The organism is Agromyces mediolanus, from assembly GCF_023715325.1.
Taxonomy (GTDB): Bacteria; Actinomycetota; Actinomycetes; order Actinomycetales; family Microbacteriaceae; genus Agromyces; species Agromyces mediolanus_A.
The window spans coordinates 62612-83532 of the sequence record NZ_JAMBNX010000004.1 but is presented as its reverse complement, the minus strand read 5'-3'; the positions used below and the strand labels follow the sequence as shown (position 1 = coordinate 83532).

The window sequence follows — 20921 nt, the reverse complement described above, 5'->3', positions numbered from 1 at the left end:
CCGGATCAGTACTTCGACGGCACCGGCAGCACGGCCATGGTGCAGCGTGAGATGCACACCGGCCGGCCCTGCTCGTCGGTGATGCGGATGTCCCAGACCTGGGTGGTGCGCCCGCGGGTGAGCGGCCGCGCCTCGCCGTACACCCAGCCCTCGGCGACGGGGCGCACGTGGTTCGCGTTGATCTCCATGCCGACGCAGTAGTACTGCTCGGGGTCGACGGTCATGCTCGCGCCCCAGCTCGCGAGCGTCTCGGCGAGGGCGACGGATGCCCCGCCGTGCAGCACACCGCCGGGCTGGCGGGTGCGGCCGTCGACCGGCATCCGCCCCTTCAGCGAGTCCTCGGTGAGCTCGGTCATCTCGATGCCGAGGCTCGTGATCGCGGTGCCGTCGCTGCGGGAGTTGGCCCTCTCGAGGGAGGGTTCGCCGAACCAGATGCTCATGCGTTCGAGTCTCGCACGGGGTGCGGTGGGTGTGGTCGCGCCGACATCGCGGCCGGGGCTCGTCCGATTCGATCGGAGAAACGGAGGTCTGGCCCCATTTCGGGGGTCTTGTTCGCGTACCGGGCGTTCTGGTTCGGTAGCGACTACCTGCTCAGCATCGGGGGACCTACCGGGTGGATGTGAAGGTGTGGGGCTGCGGAGCACCGCGGACCGGATCATGTCGACTCGGAGGAACACCGCATTGCGTGTTGGGGGGCGCCGTCGTGCACGGCGAATGAAGTGGTGGGTCGCGGGCGCGACCGCCTTCGCGGTCGTCGTGTCCGGGACGGTCGTCGTCTCGCTGGGCCTGCAGCGCGGGGCAGACGAATCGGATGCCGTCGACTGCTCGGTCGCGGCGGCCGCGACGCCGGAGGCCGCGGCCGCGCTCGCCGCCGACTGCGACGTCGACGTCGAGATCACCGACGCGCGGACGCCGTGGGCCAGCACCTGGGCCACCGCGGGGGGCTCCGAACGTCTGGAGCTCTCGGCCATGCCGAGTCGAGTGGAGCGGGATGGCGAGTGGGTCGACCTCGACCGGACGCTCGTCGTGGCCGACGGCGGCGCGACGATCGAGGCGGCCGCGTCCGTGTACGAGCTCGAGCTCAGCGGGGGTGACGTGCCAGCCCGCGAGCCGCGCCCGCTCGGGGTCATCGAGATCGAGGGCGAGCGGCTCGAAGTGTGGTTCCCGCTCCCGCTGCCGGCGCCCGAGCTCGAGGGGCCGACCGCGACGTACCGCCTCGACGACGGCGTGCGGTTGGAGGTCACGGTGAACCCCGACGCCACGGGGTTCACCCCGATCGTGGTGCTCGACTCGCCGGCCGCCGCCGCCCGCTTCGAGTCAGCCCTCGTCGCGGCACGCGCGGCCGCCGCCGGTGCGGGCACGGGGACGGATGTCGCGTTCCGGACGATCGTCTCGGAGGGCCTCACACTCGTCGGCTCGGACGACGGCTCGGTGCAGGTCGTCGACGGTGAGGGCACCGTGGTGTTCGAGGCACCGCCGTCGCTGATGTGGGATGCCGCGGGCGAGCCCGAGGGAACGGCTGAGCCCACGGCGGCGGAGGGCGACCCCGCCCTCGCGACCGTGGAACGGGGCACCCACCCGCTCGTCGGCGACCGCGTCGCACAGATGCCGGTGGGAATCGTCGGCGACGAGCTCGTGGTGTCGCCCGACCGGGCGATGCTGACCGACCCGGCGACGGTGTGGCCGGTGCGCATCGACCCGAGCTTCAGCGGCAAGGGCGCGGTGCGCTGGACCCTCGTGCGGACCGGCGGGTTCTCGAGTTCGATCTACAAGTGGACGGATCCGATCGACGGGGGCAATGGGCGATGTGACGACTCCTCGTGCAACGCGGTGTTCACGGCTCGACTCGCCTGGGAGTACGACGGGCTCGACACGATCCGGAACATGAGCGGCGCCGACATCGTCAGCGCGCAGTTCACGGTGTACGGCGTGCACTCCTATTCGTGCACCCCGTCGACGAGCGAGCTGTACCTCGCGAACCCGCTGACGGCGGGCACCAACTGGGGCAATCTCGGGCAGGGCACGATCATCGCCTCGATGACGAACTCGCAGCGACCGAGCTGCGGCACCGATGGATGGCGCGAGTACGACGCGACGACCGCGGCCAGAATGCTCGCCGACTACGAGTGGCCCACCCTGTCGATGGGCTTGAAGTCGAGGGACGAGTCGAGCATGGCCAGCTGGAAGCGGTTCGGTCATGACGCGAAGCTCGCCATCACGTACAACCGCCCCCCGAACAAGGCGACGAACGTCAAACTCGCCGCGCCGGTCAACGCCTGCGTCGCCGGAGCGGGACGGCCAATCATCGCGACGACGACGCCGACCATCTCGGCCGTCGCGACCGACCCGGACGGCGGCAACGTGCAGGCCGAGTTCTCGGTGGTCGACCAGGGGACGACGAACGAGGTGTGGAACAGCCGCCCGATCGCGGCGAAGGCTTCGGGGTCGACGTTCACGATGGCCGTCCCGACCGGAAAGCTCGTGAGCGGGAAGGCCTACCAGTACCGAGTCACCGTCACCGACGGCTCCAAGTGGTCGGGCTGGTCGATCGCGGTGTGCGAATTCGCGGTCGATACGAGCAAACCGGCGGCGCCGAAGGTGACCCCGGTCGCGACGGGGCATCCCGCCGTGTACGCGAGCGGGGTCGAGCGCGGTGGCGTCGGACTCCGTGGCGCGTTCACCTTCACCTCGACGGCGACCGACGTGGCCTCGTACAAGTACGGCTTCGGCACCAACCCGCCGACGACGGCCGTGACCGGAGCGACCGCGACCGTGACGTATACGCCGACGGCGACCGGTCCGCTCTCGCTCTACGTCGTCGCGATCGACCGGGCGGGCAACGTCTCGGCGACGACGACGTACACCTTCGACGTCGCCTTCCCGGAGGAGGACGGCGCCTGGACCTTCGACGACGCCACGCAGGACGGCACGGCCGCCGACACCTCCTCGGTGCAGACGAAGAACCCGCTGCTGATCGACGAGGCGCTGTGGTCGACCGGCCCGCGCGAGTTGTTCGGCTCCCGCGACGGCGACGGCGCGCTCTCCTTCGACGGGGTGAACGACTTCGCCCAGACGGCCGGGCCCGTCATGGATACGCGCAAGTCGTTCACCGTCTCGGCGTTCGTGCGAATCGATGCGGCGGCGCTCGCCAAGGGGAAGGCCTACAACGTGCTCGGGCAGGACGGCCAGAAGCACTCGGGCTTCCACTTGCAGTACCACCCGACCGCCTGCGTGCCTGCGAACGGTGCAAACGGCAATGGATGCTGGCGATTCACGATGATGAACGACGACAGCGGCACGGCAACGGTCTCGGCTCGTTCCTCCGAGCCGGTGCGGGGCGACGAGTGGGTGCTGCTCGTTGGTGAGCACAACGCGGCCACCAAGAAGGTGACCCTCTGGACGTGTTCGGTGGGAACACCCGAGAACCCGGCACCCGCAATCCCGACGAAGTCGGAAGCAGGGCGCGCGGCAGTGCCGTGGCAGGCCTCAGGGCCGTTCACGGTCGGTCGATCGCTCTACAACGGCGCGCAGCGGGACTTCTGGCCCGGCGACATCGACGACGTGCGTGTCTTCTCGGGGCAGGTCCTCGACGAGTCGAAGATCCGCCGCATCTGCCAGGGGGCCGAGGCGAGCGACTTCGGCGGCGACAAGAACGCGGTCGACCCGACGGTGGCCGAGTGATGCGCGGGGGGACGGGCATGGGCGCCCGACAGGAGCGGAGTCTGCGGATGCGGAAGACGGGGATCATGAGCCGGCGCGATGGCGCGTCGAGGTCGCGGCGGGCGGTGCTGACCGTGGCGGCGGCGCTCGCGCTCGTCGTCGGGTTCGACCCGTCGCTGGTGATGCCGCTCGCACCGTGGCTCGCGGCGGGCGCCGAGCCCTCCGCGGTGGGCGAGACGCGCGAGGAGAACCTGCAGTCCGCGTTCGAGCGGCTGCAGCAGACGGCACCGGTCGACGGTGCCGAGCTCGGCGGCGCCTGGGGCGACCTGGAGGAACCGGCGTTCGCGGCCGGCCCGACGAAGCTGCCGGATGCCGACGAGGAGACGGTGCAGCTCGCCGGCGGCAGCGCGTTCACGTCGGCCGGCGCCGGCGTGGAGATCGACCTCGGCGGCATGGCGGCGGTCGTCGCGCCGGCCGGGGACGGCAGCTCACCCGATTCGGTCACGGTGCGCGTGGCGGATGCCGCGGGCGCGGCGGCGGCGGGGGTGGACGGGCTGCTCGTCGAGGTCGAGGATGCCGCGGGCGGAGCCGCTCCGGCGGCGGATGCCTCGGTGTCGCTGCAGCTCTCCTACGCGGCGTTCGGCGGGGCCAGCGGTGGCGACTGGGCCTCGCGGCTGCAGTTCCTGCAACTGCCGGACTGCCCGCCCGAGGCGGCGGATGCGCCCGAGTGCGCGCCGATCCCGCTGAAGACGGTGAACGATCCCGTGACTCAGACGATCACGGCCGAGGTGCCGGTCACAGGCCCCGCGATCGTCGCCCCGCCGAGCGGTGAGCCCGTGCCCGAGGTGCCGGCGCCCGAGAACTCCGAGGGAGAAGCGCCCTCGACCGAGGCGCCGGCCACCGAGGCGCCGGCAACGGAGGCCCCCTCCACCGAGGCACCCGCCACGGAATCTCCGGCCACCGAACCTCCGGCGACGGAGACGCCCACCACCGAGACCCCCGCGAGCGACGCCCCGGCGAGCCACGCCCCCGACGGCGGCGGCGAGCTCGCCGCCCGCGCGCCGGATCGCGGTGAGGCATCCACCGCCCGTTCCGCGACGCTCTCCGCGACCGGCGGTGCTGCGCGGCTCGCCGTCGTCGCGGGAGTCGCCGGGCCCGGCGGCGACTGGTCGGCGACGAGCCTGTCGCCGACGTCGACCTGGAGCGCCTCCGGATCGACCGGCGGCTTCGCCTGGTCGTACCCGATGCGGGTGCCCGCGGTGCCGGCCGGCCCGAGCCCGCAGCTCGCGATCGGGTACTCCTCGGCGACCTCCGACGGGCGCGTGCCGTCGGCCAACAATCAGTCCGGCTGGGTCGGCGAGGGCTTCGACGTTCCCGGCGGCTTCGTCGAGCGCAGCTACCGCGCCTGCACGAAAGACGACGGCGGCACGGCGAGCAACGCGGGTCGCGCGGGCGGCGATCTCTGCTGGGGGCCCGAGAACGCGACGCTCGTGTTCAAGGGCGCCGCGGTCGAGCTGATCAAGGGCGACGGCGGCCGTTGGTTCCCGAAACAGGACGACGGCACCCGCGTCGAGCAGCTGACCGGGGCCTGGAACGGCGGCGAGGCGAAGGAGTACTGGAAGGTCACCACGGTCGACGGCACGCAGTACTTCTTCGGCCGGGGCAAACGCTCCGCCGACGACGTCGAGCTGAACTCCGCATGGACGGTGCCGGTCTACGGCAACCATCCTGCCGACCGCTGCTATCAGGCCGCCTTCGCCGACTCGCGCTGCGACCAGGTTTGGCGCTGGAACCTCGATTACGTCGTCGACGCCTCCGGCAACTCGATGACGTACTTCTACTCCACCGAGACGAACCGCTACGTGTACGACTACACGGCGAACCCGACGGCGCAGACCGTCGCGTACACCTCGGGCGGCAATCTGTCGCGCATCGAGTACGGCACCCGTGCCGGCGAGGAGCGCACGACCCCGGCGCCAGCGAAGGTCGAGTTCACGACCGCGCCGCGCTGCGTGCTCGACGTGTCGAACCCGGCCGGCCTGTGCGCTCCGGGGCAGGCGGCGCCGGACTCGAAGACGTGGCCCGACACACCGACCGACCTCGAGTGCGAGGTCGGCGAGGACTGCCGCACCCCCTCCCCGGTGTTCTTCGACCGGCACCGGCTCGCGAAGATCGCGACGTTCACGCACGACGGCTCGGGCTACCGCCCGGTGGACTCGTGGACCCTCGGGCAGCGTTTCGTCGCGCAAGGCGACGGCATCGGCATCGACTACGCGACGGGCGTCATGCTCCGGCTCGAGTCCATTCAGCACATCGGGCACGGTGGCACCGAGAGCACGGCCGACGACGTGCAGCTGCCGCCGAACCGTTTCGCGTACACGGCGCTGAAGAACCGGGTGGATGCCACCGACGACGGCTACCCGGCGATGGAACGCCACCGCATGACGAACGTGCGCACGGAGTCGGGCGCGTCGATCAGCGTCGACTACCGCACGAGTTGCGCGCCGGGCGACGTGCCCGGCACCGGTGAGACGGCGCAGCGCACGAACGACCGGCTGTGCTTCCCGGTGCGCTGGCACCCCGACGGCGAAGCGAACCCGCGCATCGACTACTTCCACAAGTACGTGGTGAAGACGATCGTGGAGGACGGCGTGCCGCCGACCGGCGGCTCGCCGGGCGAGCTCATCACGGGCTCGCTCTCGGTCACGACCGCGTACGCCTACTCGGGTGGGGCGGGCTGGGCGAAGCCGAGCGGCGCGACCCTGATCGCGGAGGACCTGACGTACTCGGAGTTCCGCGGCTTCCCGACGGTGACGACGATGGTCGGCACCGGCGACGAGGCATCCGTCTCCGAGGCGAGCTACTACCGGGGTCTCGGCGGCACTCTCAGCGCGGGCCCGAGCGGCGCGCGGGTGACGACGAACGACTACGAGCGCTACCGCGGCGAGGTGTTCGCCTCGGTGTCGAAGGACGGCGACCGGCTCGTTTCGGAGCAGGTGACGACGCACGGCGCGCCGGTCGTCGTCGCGACCGGCTCGGGCGGCCGTGAGGCGACCCGGGTGCCCTCGACGACGGTGGACGGTTTCGTCTACGACGCCGCCGGGACGCTCGAGCGGCACACGCGGGTCGCGTCGACCTTCGACGCGAACTCGCAGCTGCGCACGGTCGACGACCGCGGCGATGTGGCGCTCACCACCGACGACGTGTGCACTACGACGGAGTACGCGCACGACACGACGCCGGCGTTCGTGGCGGCGCACCGGGTGGCGCTGCCCGCCAAGAGCGAGCGCGTCTCGGTCGCGTGCGGCCAGGCGGTGTCGCGGCCGGCCGACCTCGTCGGCAGTGAGCGCTTCGAGTACGACGGCGCGGGGCGCCTGCTGCGCGCGTTCGCGCTCGACCCGGATGACGCGCAGGGCGCGACGTTCGAGCTGAAGAGTGAGGTGCGCTCCTACGACGAGCGCGGTCGCGCCCTCGTCGTCGCGGATGCCGCGGGGCAGCTCACGACGACGGCGTACCAGCACTCGCCCGGCGGGCTGCTCGCCCGCACCTCGGTGACGACGCCCGATGTCGACGGCCCCGGCCCGCTCGCCGGGGCGACGACCGCGACAGCGCTGAACCCGCTGACGGGCACCGTCACCTCCTCGACCGACGCGAACGGGCGAGTCACGAGCGCCAGCTACGACGCCCTCGGTCGCCGTACGTCGGTGCGGTACCCGCAGCATCCCGCTCCTGGCCCGGCGTCGGTCGTGTATGAGTACACGGTCGCGACGAACGGCCTGAACGCGGTGCTCACCCGCACGCTCGGCGCCGACGGCACGGCCCGGCACGCCGCGGTCGTGCTTTACGACGGGCTGCTGCGCCCGTTCCAGACGCAGGCCGAGGGCACGGATGCCGGAGCGAACGACCGCGTCGATGCCGCCGCCCGCGGCCGCATGGTGACGCACACGTACTACGACTCGGCGGGCCGGGTGGACTCGTCGACCGGCCAGTGGCTCGCCACGGGCGTGCCCGCGGCGAAGGCGCTCGTGCCCGTCGCGGTGCCGCCGTCGAGCACGACGTTCGAGTACGACGGTGCGGGGCGCACCACCGACGAGATCTTCTGGGTCGGCACGTCTTCGAACCCGGACTACGAGAAGTGGCGCACCAGCACGGTGTACGACGGTTCGCGCACCCTCGTCATCCCGCCGCTGGGTGCGGTGCCCACCGAGTCGCGGGTCGACGCCCGCGGTAAGACGGTGAGCCTCACCCAGTACGAGCGCGACCCCGAGACGAGCACCGCGACGACCGCGGCGCAGATCCGGGCGCTCACGCAGCAGACGACGAGGTACGAGTACGACCCCGCCGGGCAGCTCGTGAAGATGACCGACGCCGAGGACAACGTCTGGACGTACGCCTACGACTGGGCCGGTCAGCGCACGGCGGCGACGGACCCCGACAGCGGCACCACGTCGAGCACGTACGACGAGCTCGGCCGGGTCGTGACGACGACGAACGGCGCCGGCGAGACGCTCGCGTACACCTACGACCCGCTCGGGCGGCGCACGAGCATGCGCGACGGCTCGGTCACGGGTGCGGTGCGGGCCGAGTGGCAGTACGACCAGGCCGTCGACGAGTCGGGCCGCGCCCTCATCGGGCCGGTTTCGTCGGCGACCCGGGTCACGCCCGCGGGGCTGCGGTTCACGAACGAGACCCGCGTGTACGACGCGGCGTACCGTCCGCTCGAGGTCGCGACGGTGCTGCCCGAGGTGGCGCCGTACACGAGCCTGTCGACGACGAGGTTCACGACGAGCTACGCGTACACCGCCGACGGGCAGCCCGCACAGACGCGGCTGCCGAGCGTGAGCAAGCAGGGCGTCGCGAAGCCCGTGCTCGGTCCCGAGATCGTCACGACCAACTTCGACGCCGCGTCGCGACCGTCGTGGATGGGCGGCGGCTTCGGCTGGGGCGTGTACGTCGCGGATTCCCGCTACGGTTCGGACGGCCGGCTGCTGGCGACCGATCTGGGCAACACCTTCGGCACGGCGGTGACGTACGACTACGAGGACGGCACGAACCGGCTCGTGGGGGTCGCGCTCGACCGTGAGCGGGTGAATGGCACGGAGCTCGACCTGGAGTACCGGTACGACCCGGCGGGCAATGTCACGGCGATCCTGGATCGGCCGACGAACACCGCCCTGTCGGGCGCTGCGAAGCAGGACAACCAGTGCTTCGGCTACGACGGACTGCGCCGTCTGGATCTGGCGTGGACCGTGGCGGATGCGAATTGCGACCGTCGGGCGGAGCAGGTGGCCCCGAACCTCGTGGGTGGGGCTGCGCCGTATTGGGTGGAGTACGAGTTCGATCCGGTGGGCAACCGCACGGGCAAGTCGGTGCATGCCACGGATGGCTCGTCGGGGGTGACGACGACGTCGTACACGCACGGTGGCGGTGGTGCCGGGGTGCATGCAGTGACGGGTGCGTCGGTGTCGGTGAATGGTGGTGCCGGGGTGTCGTCGTCGTACGGGTACGACGGGGCGGGCCGGATGGTGTCGCGCACTGAGGCTGGCGTGTCGTCGCAGTTGGGCTGGGATGCGGAGTCCGAGCTGGTGGGGTTGCAGTCGGGCGGGTCTGGTGCGTCTGGCGGGTCTGGGTCGTCGTTCGTGTATTCGGCGGATGGTGACCGGGTGGTGCGTTCGGATGCGTCTGGGGTGACGGTGTACCTGCCCGGTGGGCAGGAGGTGTCGATCAGCACGTCGGGTGTGGTGTCGGCGGCCCGGTATTACGGGTTCGGCGGGTCGACGGTCGCGGTGCGCGTGGGTGGTGGCCTGGCCGGGGTGTCGTCGTTGGTGTCGGATGCGCATGGCACGCCGGTCGCGTCGGTGCCGAACACGAAACGCCCGGATACGACGAAGGTCGATCGGATGTATACGGATCCGTTCGGTGCGGCCCGTGGCGGGTCGGGGGCTGCGACGGTTCCGGGCGATCGGCAGTTCCTGGGGTTGACGCGTGATGGGTCGGGGTTGACGTTGCTCGGCGCCCGCTATTACGACGAGACGCTGGGCCGGTTCTTGAGCGTGGACCCGTTGCTGGATCTCGCGGATCCGCAGCAGTGGAACGGGTACGCGTACGCGAACAACAACCCGACGAGCATGAGCGACCCGAGCGGGCTCCGTCCGATCGGGAGTACGGACTATGAGAACGACGCTGGCGGGCGGATGGGGTCGGGGTACACCGCCGACGAGATTGTTCTCGCGAGCATGAACAAGCTCGCGGAGCAGCTGCCGGTGAATCCCGGCTACGCAGAGTGGGCGTCCCAGTTCAACGGCGAGACCGGGGAATGGGATTGCGGACCGGGCGAGCCCATGCGGTGCGGTGCAGGCGGCACGTACACGTCAGACGGGTCAGAACTTCACCTGCTTCTTACAGTCCTTGGGTTTGTCCCGGGTTTTGGCATTCCCTTTGACCTGCTCGACGCCGGACTTTGTGCAGCTGAAGCAGACTGGGTCTGCGTAGGCCTCAGCCTTGCTGGCACCATTCCAGTCGTCGGAGACGCGCTCGGCGGCGGTGGAAAGCTGATCAAGCAAGGCATCGACGCGAGCGCGTCGGTTGCCAAGGGCTCGGACACAGCGGCTGCTGTGAAATCAGCAGACGGCCTATTGCCAGGCCTGCCAGCCTCCGCGCCGGTACCACTCGGTCTTGGTTCGACCGGCAGAACAGTGCCGCAGAACTTGACAGAGCAGTTGGCGATGACCGAGGTCCGTTCGTTTCCTCAAGGCACTCAGCTCACGCGAGTGACCATGAGCGATCCGCGCTGGCCGGCGTCGGATGGGTGGGTCAAGATGCAGCAAATAGTGAATGGTGTGAACGTCCACTATGTTCGCAATACCCAGAACCGGGCAGTCGACGACTTCAAATTCGTGGGGTAGCGATGAGGGTGACTTGTATCGAGAACGTTCCGGTGGTGCTCGCGGATCACCAACGCGGGCGTGCGGCCGAGCTTGAAAGCGCCTACTCGCTCACAGTGGGTCGATCGTATGCAGTCGTCGGTATGGCGATTGTCGAGCGATCATTCTACTTCCTCGTACGGGATGACGATGGTGGGCCCTGCTTTGCGTATGCCGGCTTTTTCGAACTCTTCACTGCGCCACTGCCGGCCGGGTGGCGCTTTGCGCTCGAAACGGGGATTCGCGCGTCGGGCCGCGATCTTTGGTCAGCTCCGAATGTGGCCATCTGGGGATACCCAGAGCTGGTTGAGGATCCGTCGCACGTTGATGCGTTCTATGCGCGTGATCCGGCGGCGCTGGAGATCTTCAACTCGTACGTAGCTCAAGCGAACCGAGGAGACCACGATCAATCCGCCCGCAATCCTAGCGGCAGTGGAGGCGTGGGAGTTCCGGACGAGGCTCGGGTGGCGACGGAGGGACCTACTGGCCTTGTGCCGCCAGGTTGATCGTCTTCTGCTGGCGGAGCGACATGCACGGTCGACAGGTTGTGGAGGCGGCATATCGACTCAGCGACGACATGGCGGATAGCGTTCCGGAGTTCCGCGTGCTGCGAGCCACCTGGACTGAGGCTTGCGAGCGTTCGGTGCTTGCAGTGCGTGCCGCGCTGTCGGCCAGCGGCTGGCGGTCTGGTACTAGATCGCTGTGGCGATGGTGGCCCGTAGCAGCGAAGTCGTCGGCCCGCCCCACATGTGACGCGGGTACCCGAAACGTCTGTCCACCGGAGTGAAGGCTTTGCGGGACCCCAGAGGGGAGGTCGGAAGCTGGACCAGGCGAGATCCTGGTGCGTCGCGGTGCCGACGGTCGTGTCACCAACTACCAGGTGTACGGAGCAGATGGCCTGCCCATCAAACGGGTCGACGTGACGGGAAGATCACATGGGGCGTAGATACCCCTCATGTGGTGGAGTTCGAGCGGAACATCAATCCACATACTGGCGGATTACATATTAAGCCGGGTCCGGGCGTTCGACCCGCTACACCGGAGGAGCTGTTGGGGCTATGACTGAACCTGATGAGCTCGCAGACCTGCCCGAATTCGCTGCCTGGCGTTCGCAGTACGTGCCGCCTCTCGACGAGGTCTCGTACTTGGCCACGCACCTTGAGGTGACTTCCGCGGCGTTGTTCGCCAAAGTTGATGACGCCGGAGTTCGTGGCGGTTCGCGGCTGCGTGTTGGTGAAGGACCGCTTCTCACCAGAGCGGTTCGAGGAGTGGATGACCACGGCCCATGGATCGACGGTGGTCGTAGAGCGGGCGTTGAATCGCCTGCACCTGTGGGAGGTGTTCGAGGCGGACTCCGAGGCCGAGGAGCGGGCGCTGGTGAGTCTTGCGGAGCGGATGGCGGTGAGTTGGAAGTTGCATGCCAGGAATCAGTTCCCAGACCGGGAGTTCGAAGCCGAGGTCACCGATGACTACGGTGCGACGGTGGCGCTGTGGAGCACGAGCAGGCGGCGGCACACTGCGCCGGACCGTGCGAGCGGGGAGGTGGCATGAAGGGCTACATTGCAGAGTATCCGGACGCGGCGAGCCCGCGCGGGCTTTCACGGGCCGAGGCGCGTCGTGCGTACAACGCGTTCCTTGAGTCTCGTGCTGCGCGGGTGCAGATGTTGGGTGAGTTGGTCGGTCGGGATGGGGTCACGCTCGGTGGAAGCGATGCTGAGGTTCAGGCGCTGAACGATTGGTTCCTGTCGAATCTGGAGCCTGACCTTGAGTGGCCGGGTGAGCCGATGGTGGTTTGGTACTCGATCGCGCATGACATCGGCATCCACCTGGGTGAGGTGATGATCGCGAGGCATCCGAACTTGCGGTGGGAGTTCTTCACCTGGGGCAAGAAGAGCCGCCACTTTCAGCGCCCGGTGATCATGGGGTTCCGCACGGAGGACCCGAAGTTCCATACGAGCTTTGACCCGCCAGCGGCAGCGCAGCTCTACATGCGAAACGCACTCGCGGAGCGCGGTCACACCGTCCCGCAAGGCACGGTTGAAGTGCGGGGCGTTGTCATCGACCTCGATGCAGTGCGGCGCCGGCATCCCCCGCATGCTGACCCCACTGAGCTCGTACAGTGGTTGACCATCGCTGCACGCAGAAACGGCGGCGATGCGTAGTCGTAGAGGCTCATGATTCGGCTCGCTGAAGTGAGGTAGACGGTGAAGGATGTTCTCGCGACTCTCGCCTTACTGCGCTTCGAGTTGTTGACGTCCAAGCAGATAGTCGACGCTGCAGCCATCGCTTTGACGGGGGGCGGTTCGGCGCTGGACGTGGCGCTGGCTTCGCTCTATCCGGATGACTACGAGAGCGTGGATTCGTTGTTGGTCGAGGCATTGGATGCGTCCGGTGAGGCTCACTCTGATGATGACGTGTGGTGGGCGTTCATCGGGGAAGTCGCCCGTAAGGTCGACCGTGGTGAGATGAATGTCGAGTGCGGTGGACGGGCGATCTTGCGTCACACGATGCTGACCGGTAACTCTGAGCAGTACATCCTCGATCTGTCCGGAGTTCTTTCGGAGCTGGACGACGACGGCAGCAATCCAGAAGCTCTCGAAGCGCTCGGCGCCCTACTTGGCGAGCTACGAGCAAGAGCTGCGCAGCAGCGAGTTGGCGCGGGAGGGCGAGTGAGTAATGGATTGCGCACCGCCGAATCGACCCAATGACTGAGAATTCGCCGGAGCACCTGCGGCGAGCCGCGGAGAACTCGTTGGCGGCGTTGCGGGAGTATCGTGCCGCGGCGCCTGGGCTCTTCGTCGAACTCGCTGCGGCGGGGCATCCGGTCGAGACGGTCAATGAGTTGTGGGATTCCGGGACGCCGGAGGTGTTGGATATCTTGCTGGAGTGGTTGCCGAAGGTGACCAATCCTGCGTTGAAGATGGATATTCTCGCGATGCTCGCGGCGAAGTGGGCGCGCCCGCGTGGGCCGCGAGCCGCGGCTGCAGAGTTGGATCGGCTCACGCCGGAGGACTCGCCAGAGCTGGTCGAGGTGGTTCAGGCGACTGTCGGCTCGGTGATGTCGAGTGTCACAGACAAGTCGCTCTACCCGCGCATCCTCGAGGTCGCTGGGGATCCAAGCTGGGCCAACGATAGAGGCATGTACGTGCTTGCCCTGGGTCGCTATCCCGCCATGCGGGAGGAGTCAGCCCCAGTACTGTTCGAAGCTTTGGCGGAGGATGAAGACTATCTTGCGTCTCAGGCGGCAAGGGCGCTCATCAAGCTGGGGTACGGCGAGCAGGTGCTGCGAGATGCAGGCGGACGGGTATCTCACCAAGGGTGAGGCGAACACGCTGCTCCGAAAGGTGAGCGCCCAGAAGGAACGCGGCCGCTGAGGTCGGCCAGAGCGCCGATGGCTTTGCGGTAGGGCTTGAGCTGATGCACTAGATACGGCGGAATGAGCTCGCTTTGCTGCGCGTGGCTTGCGGGCCAAGGCATCCATCCGTCTTCTCATCGGGGTCGCCCTCGACCGTGAGCGGGTGAACGGCACGGAGCTCGACCTGGAGTACCGGTACGACCCGGCGGGCAACGTCACGGCGATCCTGGATCGGCCGACGAACACCGCCCTGTCGGGGGCTGCGAAACAGGACAACCAGTGCTTCGGCTACGACGGGCTGCGCCGCCTGGATCTGGCGTGGACGGCGAAGGACGCGAACTGTGACCGGTCGGCGGATCAGGTGGCCCCGGGGTTGGTGGGTGGGGCTGCGCCGTATTGGGTGGAGTACGAGTTCGATCCGGTGGGCAACCGGACGGGCAAGTCGGTGCATGCCACGGATGGCTCGTCGGGGGTGACGACGACGTCGTACACGCACGGTGCCGGTGGTGCCGGGGTGCATGCGGTGACGGGTGCGTCGGTGTCGGTGAATGGTGGTGCCGGGGTGTCGTCGTCGTACGGGTACGACGATGCCGGCCGGATGGTGTCGCGCACTGAGGCTGGCGTGTCGTCGCAGCTCGGCTGGGATGCGGAGTCCGAGCTGGTGTCGTTGCAGTCGGGCGGGTCTGGTGCGTCTGGCGGGTCTGGGTCGTCGTTCGTGTATTCGGCGGATGGTGACCGGGTGGTGCGTTCGGATGCGTCTGGGGTGACGGTGTACCTGCCCGGTGGGCAGGAGGTGTCGATCAGCACGTCGGGTGTGGTGTCGGCGGCCCGGTATTACGGGTTCGGCGGGTCGACGGTCGCGGTGCGCGTGGGTGGTGGCCTGGCCGGGGTGTCGTCGTTGGTGTCGGATGCGCATGGCACGCCGGTCGCGTCGGTGCCGAACACGAAACGCCCGGATACGACGAAGGTCGATCGGATGTATACGGATCCGTTCGGTGCGGCCCGTGGCGGGTCGGGGGCTGCGACGGTGCCGGGCGATCGGCAGTTCCTGGGGTTGACGCGTGATGGGTCGGGGTTGACGTTGCTCGGCGCCCGCTATTACGACGAGACGTTGGGTCGGTTCTTGAGCGTGGACCCGTTGCTGGATCTCGCGGATCCGCAGCAGTGGAACGGGTACGCGTACGCGAACAACAACCCGACGAGCATGAGCGACCCCAGTGGTTTGCGGGTATCTGAACCCAGCGCGGATGCGGACTTCCACTCGCCCGGATACCGAGCCAAGCAAGATCGGCAGAAGCAAGCGAAGGCCGCCGACCAAGCCGCGGTCACCGATGCGTATGTCGCGGCGCGAGGAAACCCACCCACCGTTGACCCCCCTGTTGACGAGAACATCTCCGCCCCCTCCCTCTTGACCAAGCGATACGCGAATCGTCTCAGGATGCGATCGAGGTTGGTGTACTGAGCCTTCTGGTAGGCCTGGGCATGCGCGCGTTCGCCGCGAATCGGGGGGCTACCGGAGGCGAGGCGACTGCTCAATCGATCCGCGCTGATCTCTACTCGTTGTCTCCTGGTAAGACGACTGGGTACGTGGTGAACTCGGAGAAGGAACTCAAGGCGCTGTTCTTGCGCTGGACGCAAGGCGCGAGAAAGGAGGGCGTCGTCGAAGGCCCCAAGTACAAGATCGAGCAGTACCGTTTGCCGGACGGGACTCGTCTGCAATGGCGGCATGGTTCGAAGTCAGGCGGAGGGACGATCGAGTTCACGCTCCCCGGAACAAAGATTCAGGAGAAGGTTCACGTCGAGTGAGAGACGGAAGGTGATCGGATGGGTGAAGCGGAGCTTCGGCTCCCGCTCGTTGAGCAGGCGCTGCTCGAAGCGAGCGAGAGCTATGTCAGCATGGCTGGGCTCACGAGAATTGCGATGTTGCGCACGGGGAGCGACGAGGACGAGCTGATGCGCATGATCGCGTTGGGGATCGCGTCCGAACTCGTCTACTCGGGCTGGGTGGACGTCATTGACTACGTTCAGAACCGGGAGATCGACGGGACCGACCCCGCTGCGATGCACGCGATTTGGTCGGCGACCCGTGGAGCTTCGTTCGAACAGCTTCAATCTGACCCATATCTCGAGTTCCCGCTGACCGTGAGCGGGTGGCAGCGGGCGATTGAGATCGGAGAGCGAGACGGACAGTGGAGGTACGTCTGGCGCGGGGAGCCGTACGTGGGTCCTGGCGGATGGCGACGCAGGTCGATCTGAGGCCCTACCGCGGGCGCGGGATTCCGCGCTGGCCTCAGGACCATGCCGCAGTCGACCCGTATCGGCATCCTGGCTACTGAGGGGATTCAATGGTTGAGCTTGCTGAGCTGTTTGCGGAGCGTCGTTCCACGACGATTCAGTACGACGGTGAACTGGTTCATGGCGTCTACGAGTTCGAACGGGTTCCGCGTTCGCTGGCAGTCACGTTCGTGCGCGCCACGCAGGCACCCGTGCAGGGCCTTCGGTTGAAGATCCGTGGTGGCGTCTTCGATGTACCTGAGGAGCGAGGCATCCACGACCTGGTGTTGTGGACCGATACCGCGCCGGGCAACGTGGTTGTCTCCCTCCGGAATGTCAGGCCGGACGCGTTGCTCAAAGTGTGGAACGTGTGGCGGCGTCAGGTTGGCGGCCATGCAGTCACGCAGGCATGGCTCGGCAACGCTGGGATGCGAGTGAGTGGTGCTGAGAATCGGCTACTGCTGCGCTGCAGCGATGGTGAAGGGCCGGTGGCGTTCGACGATCTCGAAGCGGTGGTCGAATCCGAGTAAGGGCAATCTCCTCATCGTTCGTTGAGATGCTCCGTGCGGCCCTTGAACGCTCTCTCGAGTCGAGCCAGGGGTCGCCGCTCGTCACGTGCAGCTTGCGCCTGGGCGTATGGGAGAACCTCGCCCACGTGCGAGGTGGTGCTATCGCAGCTCAGGTGGATTGGGGTCGTGTGCTCGGCAGTGTCGGGGCCGCGCTTGCCGCGGCACTTCAGGCGATCTCGTGGGCCGCGGTCGCGGGCCTTGGAAGCGGCATCACGATCCTCTCGATGAGCGGCGACTCGTCCGACTCACGCGCCAACGCGGAAGCCGCGAAGGATGCCGCCGCAGCTGACATCAGCACACCAGCCACCCCGCCGGACGATGACGACCCGTGCAATCTCTTCGAGTCGCTCGACTGCATCGGCGATGGAACCAGTGAAGTGGGGTTCCCTCGTAACAGTGTCGATGACATCCTTGCTTCGGGGTTGAGCCCGCGAAAGGGTAATCTCACGAATGCTGGGCGAGAGTATCAGAAGCACATGGGTCGGGGGGGGGGGGGGGAACTCCCCCATGTGCAAGGAAAGGACATGAATACGGCAGGGCAAGAGCTCCTCGAGAATATTCTGACGTCGCCGACAACACGCACACAGGTCATCACAACTGGACGCGCACGTGGCGGAACGGTCTACATCCGAGGCGATGGCATCGGTGCCGCAGTTGATAAGCACAATGTTCTCCAATACTTCGGAGTCTTCAAGTGATCGTTGAACCGGCCGGGGTGCATAGCCCGGATGATGCGCCGCTGCCCGAGCTCGCACGATTCCTCCGGGGGCGGGTTGTAGTGGCTGCCAGCGTGACGATTCCATATGGGACTGCGTACTCCGCCGCATGTGGTGAGCGGGCGGTATCTGAAGTGGAACTGGGTGTTGTGCTGGGCCTCAGCGGCGGACGGGCTCTCGAAATACAATGGGCTACCCCCGGCCTCGCGGAGGGTATGCGAATCGTTCTCCACGACCAGGGGGCCCTCAAATCCACGAACCTTCTCGACTATGTTGATGTGAGCGACGAGTCATGCTGGGCGCGCGTTGTCGGTCAGTCGATTGGAACCGTTGGCGTCGGATTTCGATTGATTGACGATATGCAGGGCTCAATCGTTCCCAGACCGTGGTCGCTACGAATCGAAACCGGCGGCCGTCGATCGCATACGGTCGTTTTTGCGCTCGGCGAGTTGAGCGATGGCGTCCCCGAATACTCACCGGACAACCTGGTGGTGTTCTTTGACGAGACTGAGGCCCGGCGGATGATCGATGATGAGTGTCTCACCTCGGCATGGGGGGTCACGCTGGCGTAGCCGGCGCGGACTGTGACAGACATCGAGCGGTCGCTTTCGCGCCATTCGCTCTTCGCGCAACGAGATTGGGACAGCGCTATCTTGATGACCACAGCGGATCGCGGTGACTGGAGCGCGTCGGGCCCCACGCGGTTTGCTCCAGATATCGAGTTGGATGAGATTCGACCACCAGCGGGATGGGGGATGCCCTTGAGCGACCTTGACAAGGCGGCGTTCGCGAACGCGATCGAGGACCACACACGCTGATGGTGAGACGCAAGCTCTCGATCGAGAACGGGTAGGGAGTTCCAAAATGATGCACGAGCAGCTTGCGCGTTGGTTCGATGAGGCTGTCGAGAGGATGCGCATCACCGGGAGCTTCTTCGAGACCGACCATGTAACTGCGATCGACGGCATCCCAGACTCCCCCGATATCAAGACCTTGGGCAGCAGTTCTGACGCAGCTGGGGTCGCTGGCTCGCGGCCATGGTGAGGGAATCGTCCCGGTCTTGGTCGTGCCACTCGGTGTCTCCGAGGTGCTCGATCCCCACCCGCCCGAGCTGACGGGGATTGCATTCGGAAGTACACCGCCATCGTTCTATCTGATGGAGCCGCGGCAGTTCTCGCGGTGGTCCGATCGCGAGGAGTACCGGTCCCCATACCTCGCGCATCCCGGGGGGGCTCTTGATCGAGTACGTCTGCGGAAGATCAATCCAAATGCGGGAGGAAGGATGGGAGTACAGCCGCGCGTTGTTCATGAGGACGACTTCCGACGGAGTTTCGCGCTTTGCCTATCTCGCAGACAGCCCTCCGACGGCTGATGAACGGGCCACCGACATGGAGCAGGACACGCCAAGCAGCTGACTGACGTTTCTTCATCGAGGGGATGCGAGCGCCGAGCGTTCTCCCCCCTAATCCGAATTGGAAGCCATGAAGTACCCCACGCCCGAGGATCCCGCCCGAGCACCTGTCTGGGAGAACTACGCCGTAGCCCAGGCGGTGGAAGCATCGCGAGGACACATCCCGGAGCACACGCTCGCCTATGGGGTCGAAGTGGATGGGACGAGACTGCGATTGAGGTTTCAGCTCTCCGAAGTCACTGAACCGGACTACGAAGACATCGACGACATAGTGGGTGACTTCGAAGGCTTGGTTGGCCCGGACCTCGAGGTGGAGTTTCTGCTCGAAGTCCTCGAATGGCGTCGGCTGTCGCCACACGAGCGTGTGCGTTGGGTCTACCTTTCGCGAGTTGACTGAGGCCGTGCTCATCTGCGGGCTAAGGTCCATCCCATGACGGGACGGAACGAAAGGCCTGGGATCAGTGCCACGGATCTCATGGCTGAACTTCGGAACGACCCGGAGTATCAACGCAAGGTTCAGGCGGCTGAGGCAGAGCGGCAGGCGCGGGCACGGCTCCTCCGTGAGGCGGAGCACCCGATCGTTGCAGACGTGCGCGGAGCAGGTGTCCAAGTCGACTCTGTCTGGGATCTGGTGAACACCTCGGAGCCCTATCTGGCCGCGCTGCCGGTGCTGATGGAGCATCTGGAGCGCGGTGGCTATCCCGCACGCGTGATGGAGAGCTTGGGCCGAGCGTTGGCGGTGAAGCCCTCGGTGGCTTTCTGGACGCGGCTCAAGGAGCGCTGGCTGAATGCCAGGGATGCGGGCGAGGAAGAAGGCACGGCGGTCGCGCTGGCTGCCTGTGCGACGAAGGAGCAACTCGACGACCTGATCGAGTTTTTGTCCGTTGAGGAACGCGGTCAGTCCCGGATCTACTTCATCCGCCCGATCCTCAACGTCGGCGAAGACCGCGGACGCGAAGTCGTTGACTCCCTCCGGAGCGACCCCGTTTTCGGCAAGGAAGCGACCGTTTTACTGAAGCGTCGAAAGTAGTTCGGCTGGCGTGGTGGCTGGCATGGATGACGAACGGCACCGGCGAGACGTCGCCTACACCTAGTCGATTCGGTAGTGCCTCATTGGCAGGCCGGGTGGAGGACGCGCGCAGCGATGGGCGCAGATCCCGAAGGAGCTATCACCCAATCTCAGGGATCAATGTTGTCCATGTTCCGGCAAGGTAGAGACGTGTCAGTGCAGAGTTCATTCCTGGGTGCCTATTGGGGTGGGCGGGTGGAGTCGTCGGCGGAGATTGCCGAGCGTCTCGCTTCGTGCTTGGCCGCGATGGCGGGCCTACATCCTGCCCTGAGAACCTGGTTCCAGCGTGGGGGGAGTAGGAAGTCGGCGAAGACGCCGATTGACGTGAGTGAAGCGTCCTTGACTGCGCTCCTTGAGCGCGGGCGGAACCGGGATGACGACGGTGCGATCATCGAGGATCTCGGGTTCTCACTTGGGGCGTGGAACGGCACCCGCCCAGCGATTGGACTCAGCCTCACTGCTGGTGCTGATCCGAGTACGCCGTCGGTCTTGAACAGCTTCGTGCTGAATCTTCCTGAGCTGGATGCGAGCTCAGCGGGGTTGTACTCGCTGGATGTGGGGCAAGCGCTGATGAAGGCGGTCGTGGAGGCGTGGGCTCCGGACTGGGCCACCTGGGTGACGCACGACCTGCACGTCGCGCAATCGCCGGCTCCACGGGAACCGGCCATCGGATGGTTGACGTACCTGCAGCACGCGTCGGATGCGCCCGCACTTGGCTTTGGTGAGCGCGTAGGTGAAGGCGTGCTCTTTGCGAGCGCGAATTCGATTGCAGACGTTGACGCTGAGAACGTTGTCGAGCTTCGTGCGAGGTTGCGGGCGCTTGGCATGTTGGCCCCGATCCCGTTCGTTCGCTAGGCCGCAATACGGTGCATGAAGGCCGAGTATGCTCCAGACATCCCGGCTCCTGCGGGGCGCCTGCGGTTGGGATAGGACTTGTTGGCGGC

The 20921-nt window shown here is 66.9% G+C and carries 17 protein-coding genes; 16 read left to right on the top strand and 1 reads right to left on the bottom strand.

The genetic code is table 11. The annotated features are described in order from the left end of the window. Positions 1-5 precede the first annotated feature (5 nt). The gene (locus M3147_RS08540; RefSeq protein WP_251203048.1) at positions 6-440 is read right to left on the bottom strand and encodes a hotdog fold thioesterase; all 435 of its coding nucleotides are present in this window, start codon (positions 438-440) and stop codon (positions 6-8) included. A 274-nt stretch (positions 441-714) separates the two neighbouring features. Here M3147_RS08540 and M3147_RS08535 point away from each other — a divergent pair, with 274 nt between their 5' ends. The 16 genes from M3147_RS08535 (at position 715) to M3147_RS08460 (ending at position 20832) form a co-directional block, all read left to right on the top strand. Next, positions 715-3681 (top strand): LamG-like jellyroll fold domain-containing protein, encoded by a 2967-nt coding sequence (locus M3147_RS08535; protein ID WP_251203047.1) that lies wholly within the window; start codon positions 715-717, stop codon positions 3679-3681. 65 nt (positions 3682-3746) lie between these two features. Beyond that, positions 3747-10565, top strand: a complete 6819-nt coding sequence (locus M3147_RS08530; RefSeq protein ID WP_251203046.1) for an RHS repeat-associated core domain-containing protein — start codon at positions 3747-3749, stop codon at positions 10563-10565. Between the two features lie 1212 nt (positions 10566-11777). After that, the gene (locus M3147_RS08525; protein ID WP_251203045.1) at positions 11778-12134 is read left to right on the top strand and encodes a hypothetical protein; all 357 of its coding nucleotides are present in this window, start codon (positions 11778-11780) and stop codon (positions 12132-12134) included. Further along, complete coding sequence (locus M3147_RS08520) at positions 12131-12745, top strand: hypothetical protein (protein ID WP_251203044.1); 615 nt, start codon at positions 12131-12133, stop codon at positions 12743-12745. Before M3147_RS08525 ends, M3147_RS08520 begins: the two co-directional genes overlap by 4 nt. A gap of 42 nt (positions 12746-12787) precedes the next feature. Next, positions 12788-13291 carry a hypothetical protein gene (locus M3147_RS08515; protein WP_251203043.1) on the top strand — a complete coding sequence of 168 codons (504 nt, stop codon included), beginning with the start codon at positions 12788-12790 and terminating at the stop codon, positions 13289-13291. Further along, complete coding sequence (locus M3147_RS08510) at positions 13288-13905, top strand: hypothetical protein (protein ID WP_251203042.1); 618 nt, start codon at positions 13288-13290, stop codon at positions 13903-13905. The genes M3147_RS08515 and M3147_RS08510 overlap by 4 nt, the downstream gene beginning before the upstream one ends. Positions 13906-14101: 196 nt before the next feature. After that, positions 14102-15400 (top strand): RHS repeat-associated core domain-containing protein, encoded by a 1299-nt coding sequence (locus M3147_RS19510; protein WP_251203041.1) that lies wholly within the window; start codon positions 14102-14104, stop codon positions 15398-15400. A 20-nt stretch (positions 15401-15420) separates the two neighbouring features. Beyond that, the gene (locus M3147_RS08500; RefSeq protein WP_251203040.1) at positions 15421-15744 is read left to right on the top strand and encodes a hypothetical protein; all 324 of its coding nucleotides are present in this window, start codon (positions 15421-15423) and stop codon (positions 15742-15744) included. Positions 15745-15762: 18 nt separating this feature from the next. Continuing rightward, on the top strand, positions 15763-16194 hold the full coding sequence (locus tag M3147_RS08495; protein ID WP_251203039.1) for a hypothetical protein: 432 nt from the start codon (positions 15763-15765) through the stop codon (positions 16192-16194). An 89-nt stretch (positions 16195-16283) separates the two neighbouring features. Continuing rightward, a complete protein-coding gene (locus tag M3147_RS08490) occupies positions 16284-16742 on the top strand; it encodes a hypothetical protein (RefSeq protein WP_251203038.1) in 459 nt (152 codons plus the stop codon). A gap of 167 nt (positions 16743-16909) precedes the next feature. After that, positions 16910-17479, top strand: coding sequence for a hypothetical protein (locus tag M3147_RS08485; protein WP_251203037.1), 570 nt, complete (start codon positions 16910-16912; stop codon positions 17477-17479). Further along, positions 17476-18069, top strand: a complete 594-nt coding sequence (locus tag M3147_RS08480) for a hypothetical protein (protein WP_251203036.1) — start codon at positions 17476-17478, stop codon at positions 18067-18069. Before M3147_RS08485 ends, M3147_RS08480 begins: the two co-directional genes overlap by 4 nt. 292 nt (positions 18070-18361) lie before the next feature. Continuing rightward, on the top strand, positions 18362-18541 hold the full coding sequence (locus M3147_RS08475) for a hypothetical protein (RefSeq protein ID WP_251203035.1): 180 nt from the start codon (positions 18362-18364) through the stop codon (positions 18539-18541). A gap of 437 nt (positions 18542-18978) precedes the next feature. Then, positions 18979-19305 (top strand): hypothetical protein, encoded by a 327-nt coding sequence (locus M3147_RS08470; protein WP_251203034.1) that lies wholly within the window; start codon positions 18979-18981, stop codon positions 19303-19305. A 33-nt stretch (positions 19306-19338) separates the two neighbouring features. Beyond that, positions 19339-19938 carry a hypothetical protein gene (locus M3147_RS08465; protein ID WP_251203033.1) on the top strand — a complete coding sequence of 200 codons (600 nt, stop codon included), beginning with the start codon at positions 19339-19341 and terminating at the stop codon, positions 19936-19938. Between the two features lie 189 nt (positions 19939-20127). After that, on the top strand, positions 20128-20832 hold the full coding sequence (locus M3147_RS08460) for an Imm52 family immunity protein (protein WP_251203032.1): 705 nt from the start codon (positions 20128-20130) through the stop codon (positions 20830-20832). The last annotated feature ends 89 nt before the right edge of the window (positions 20833-20921 follow it).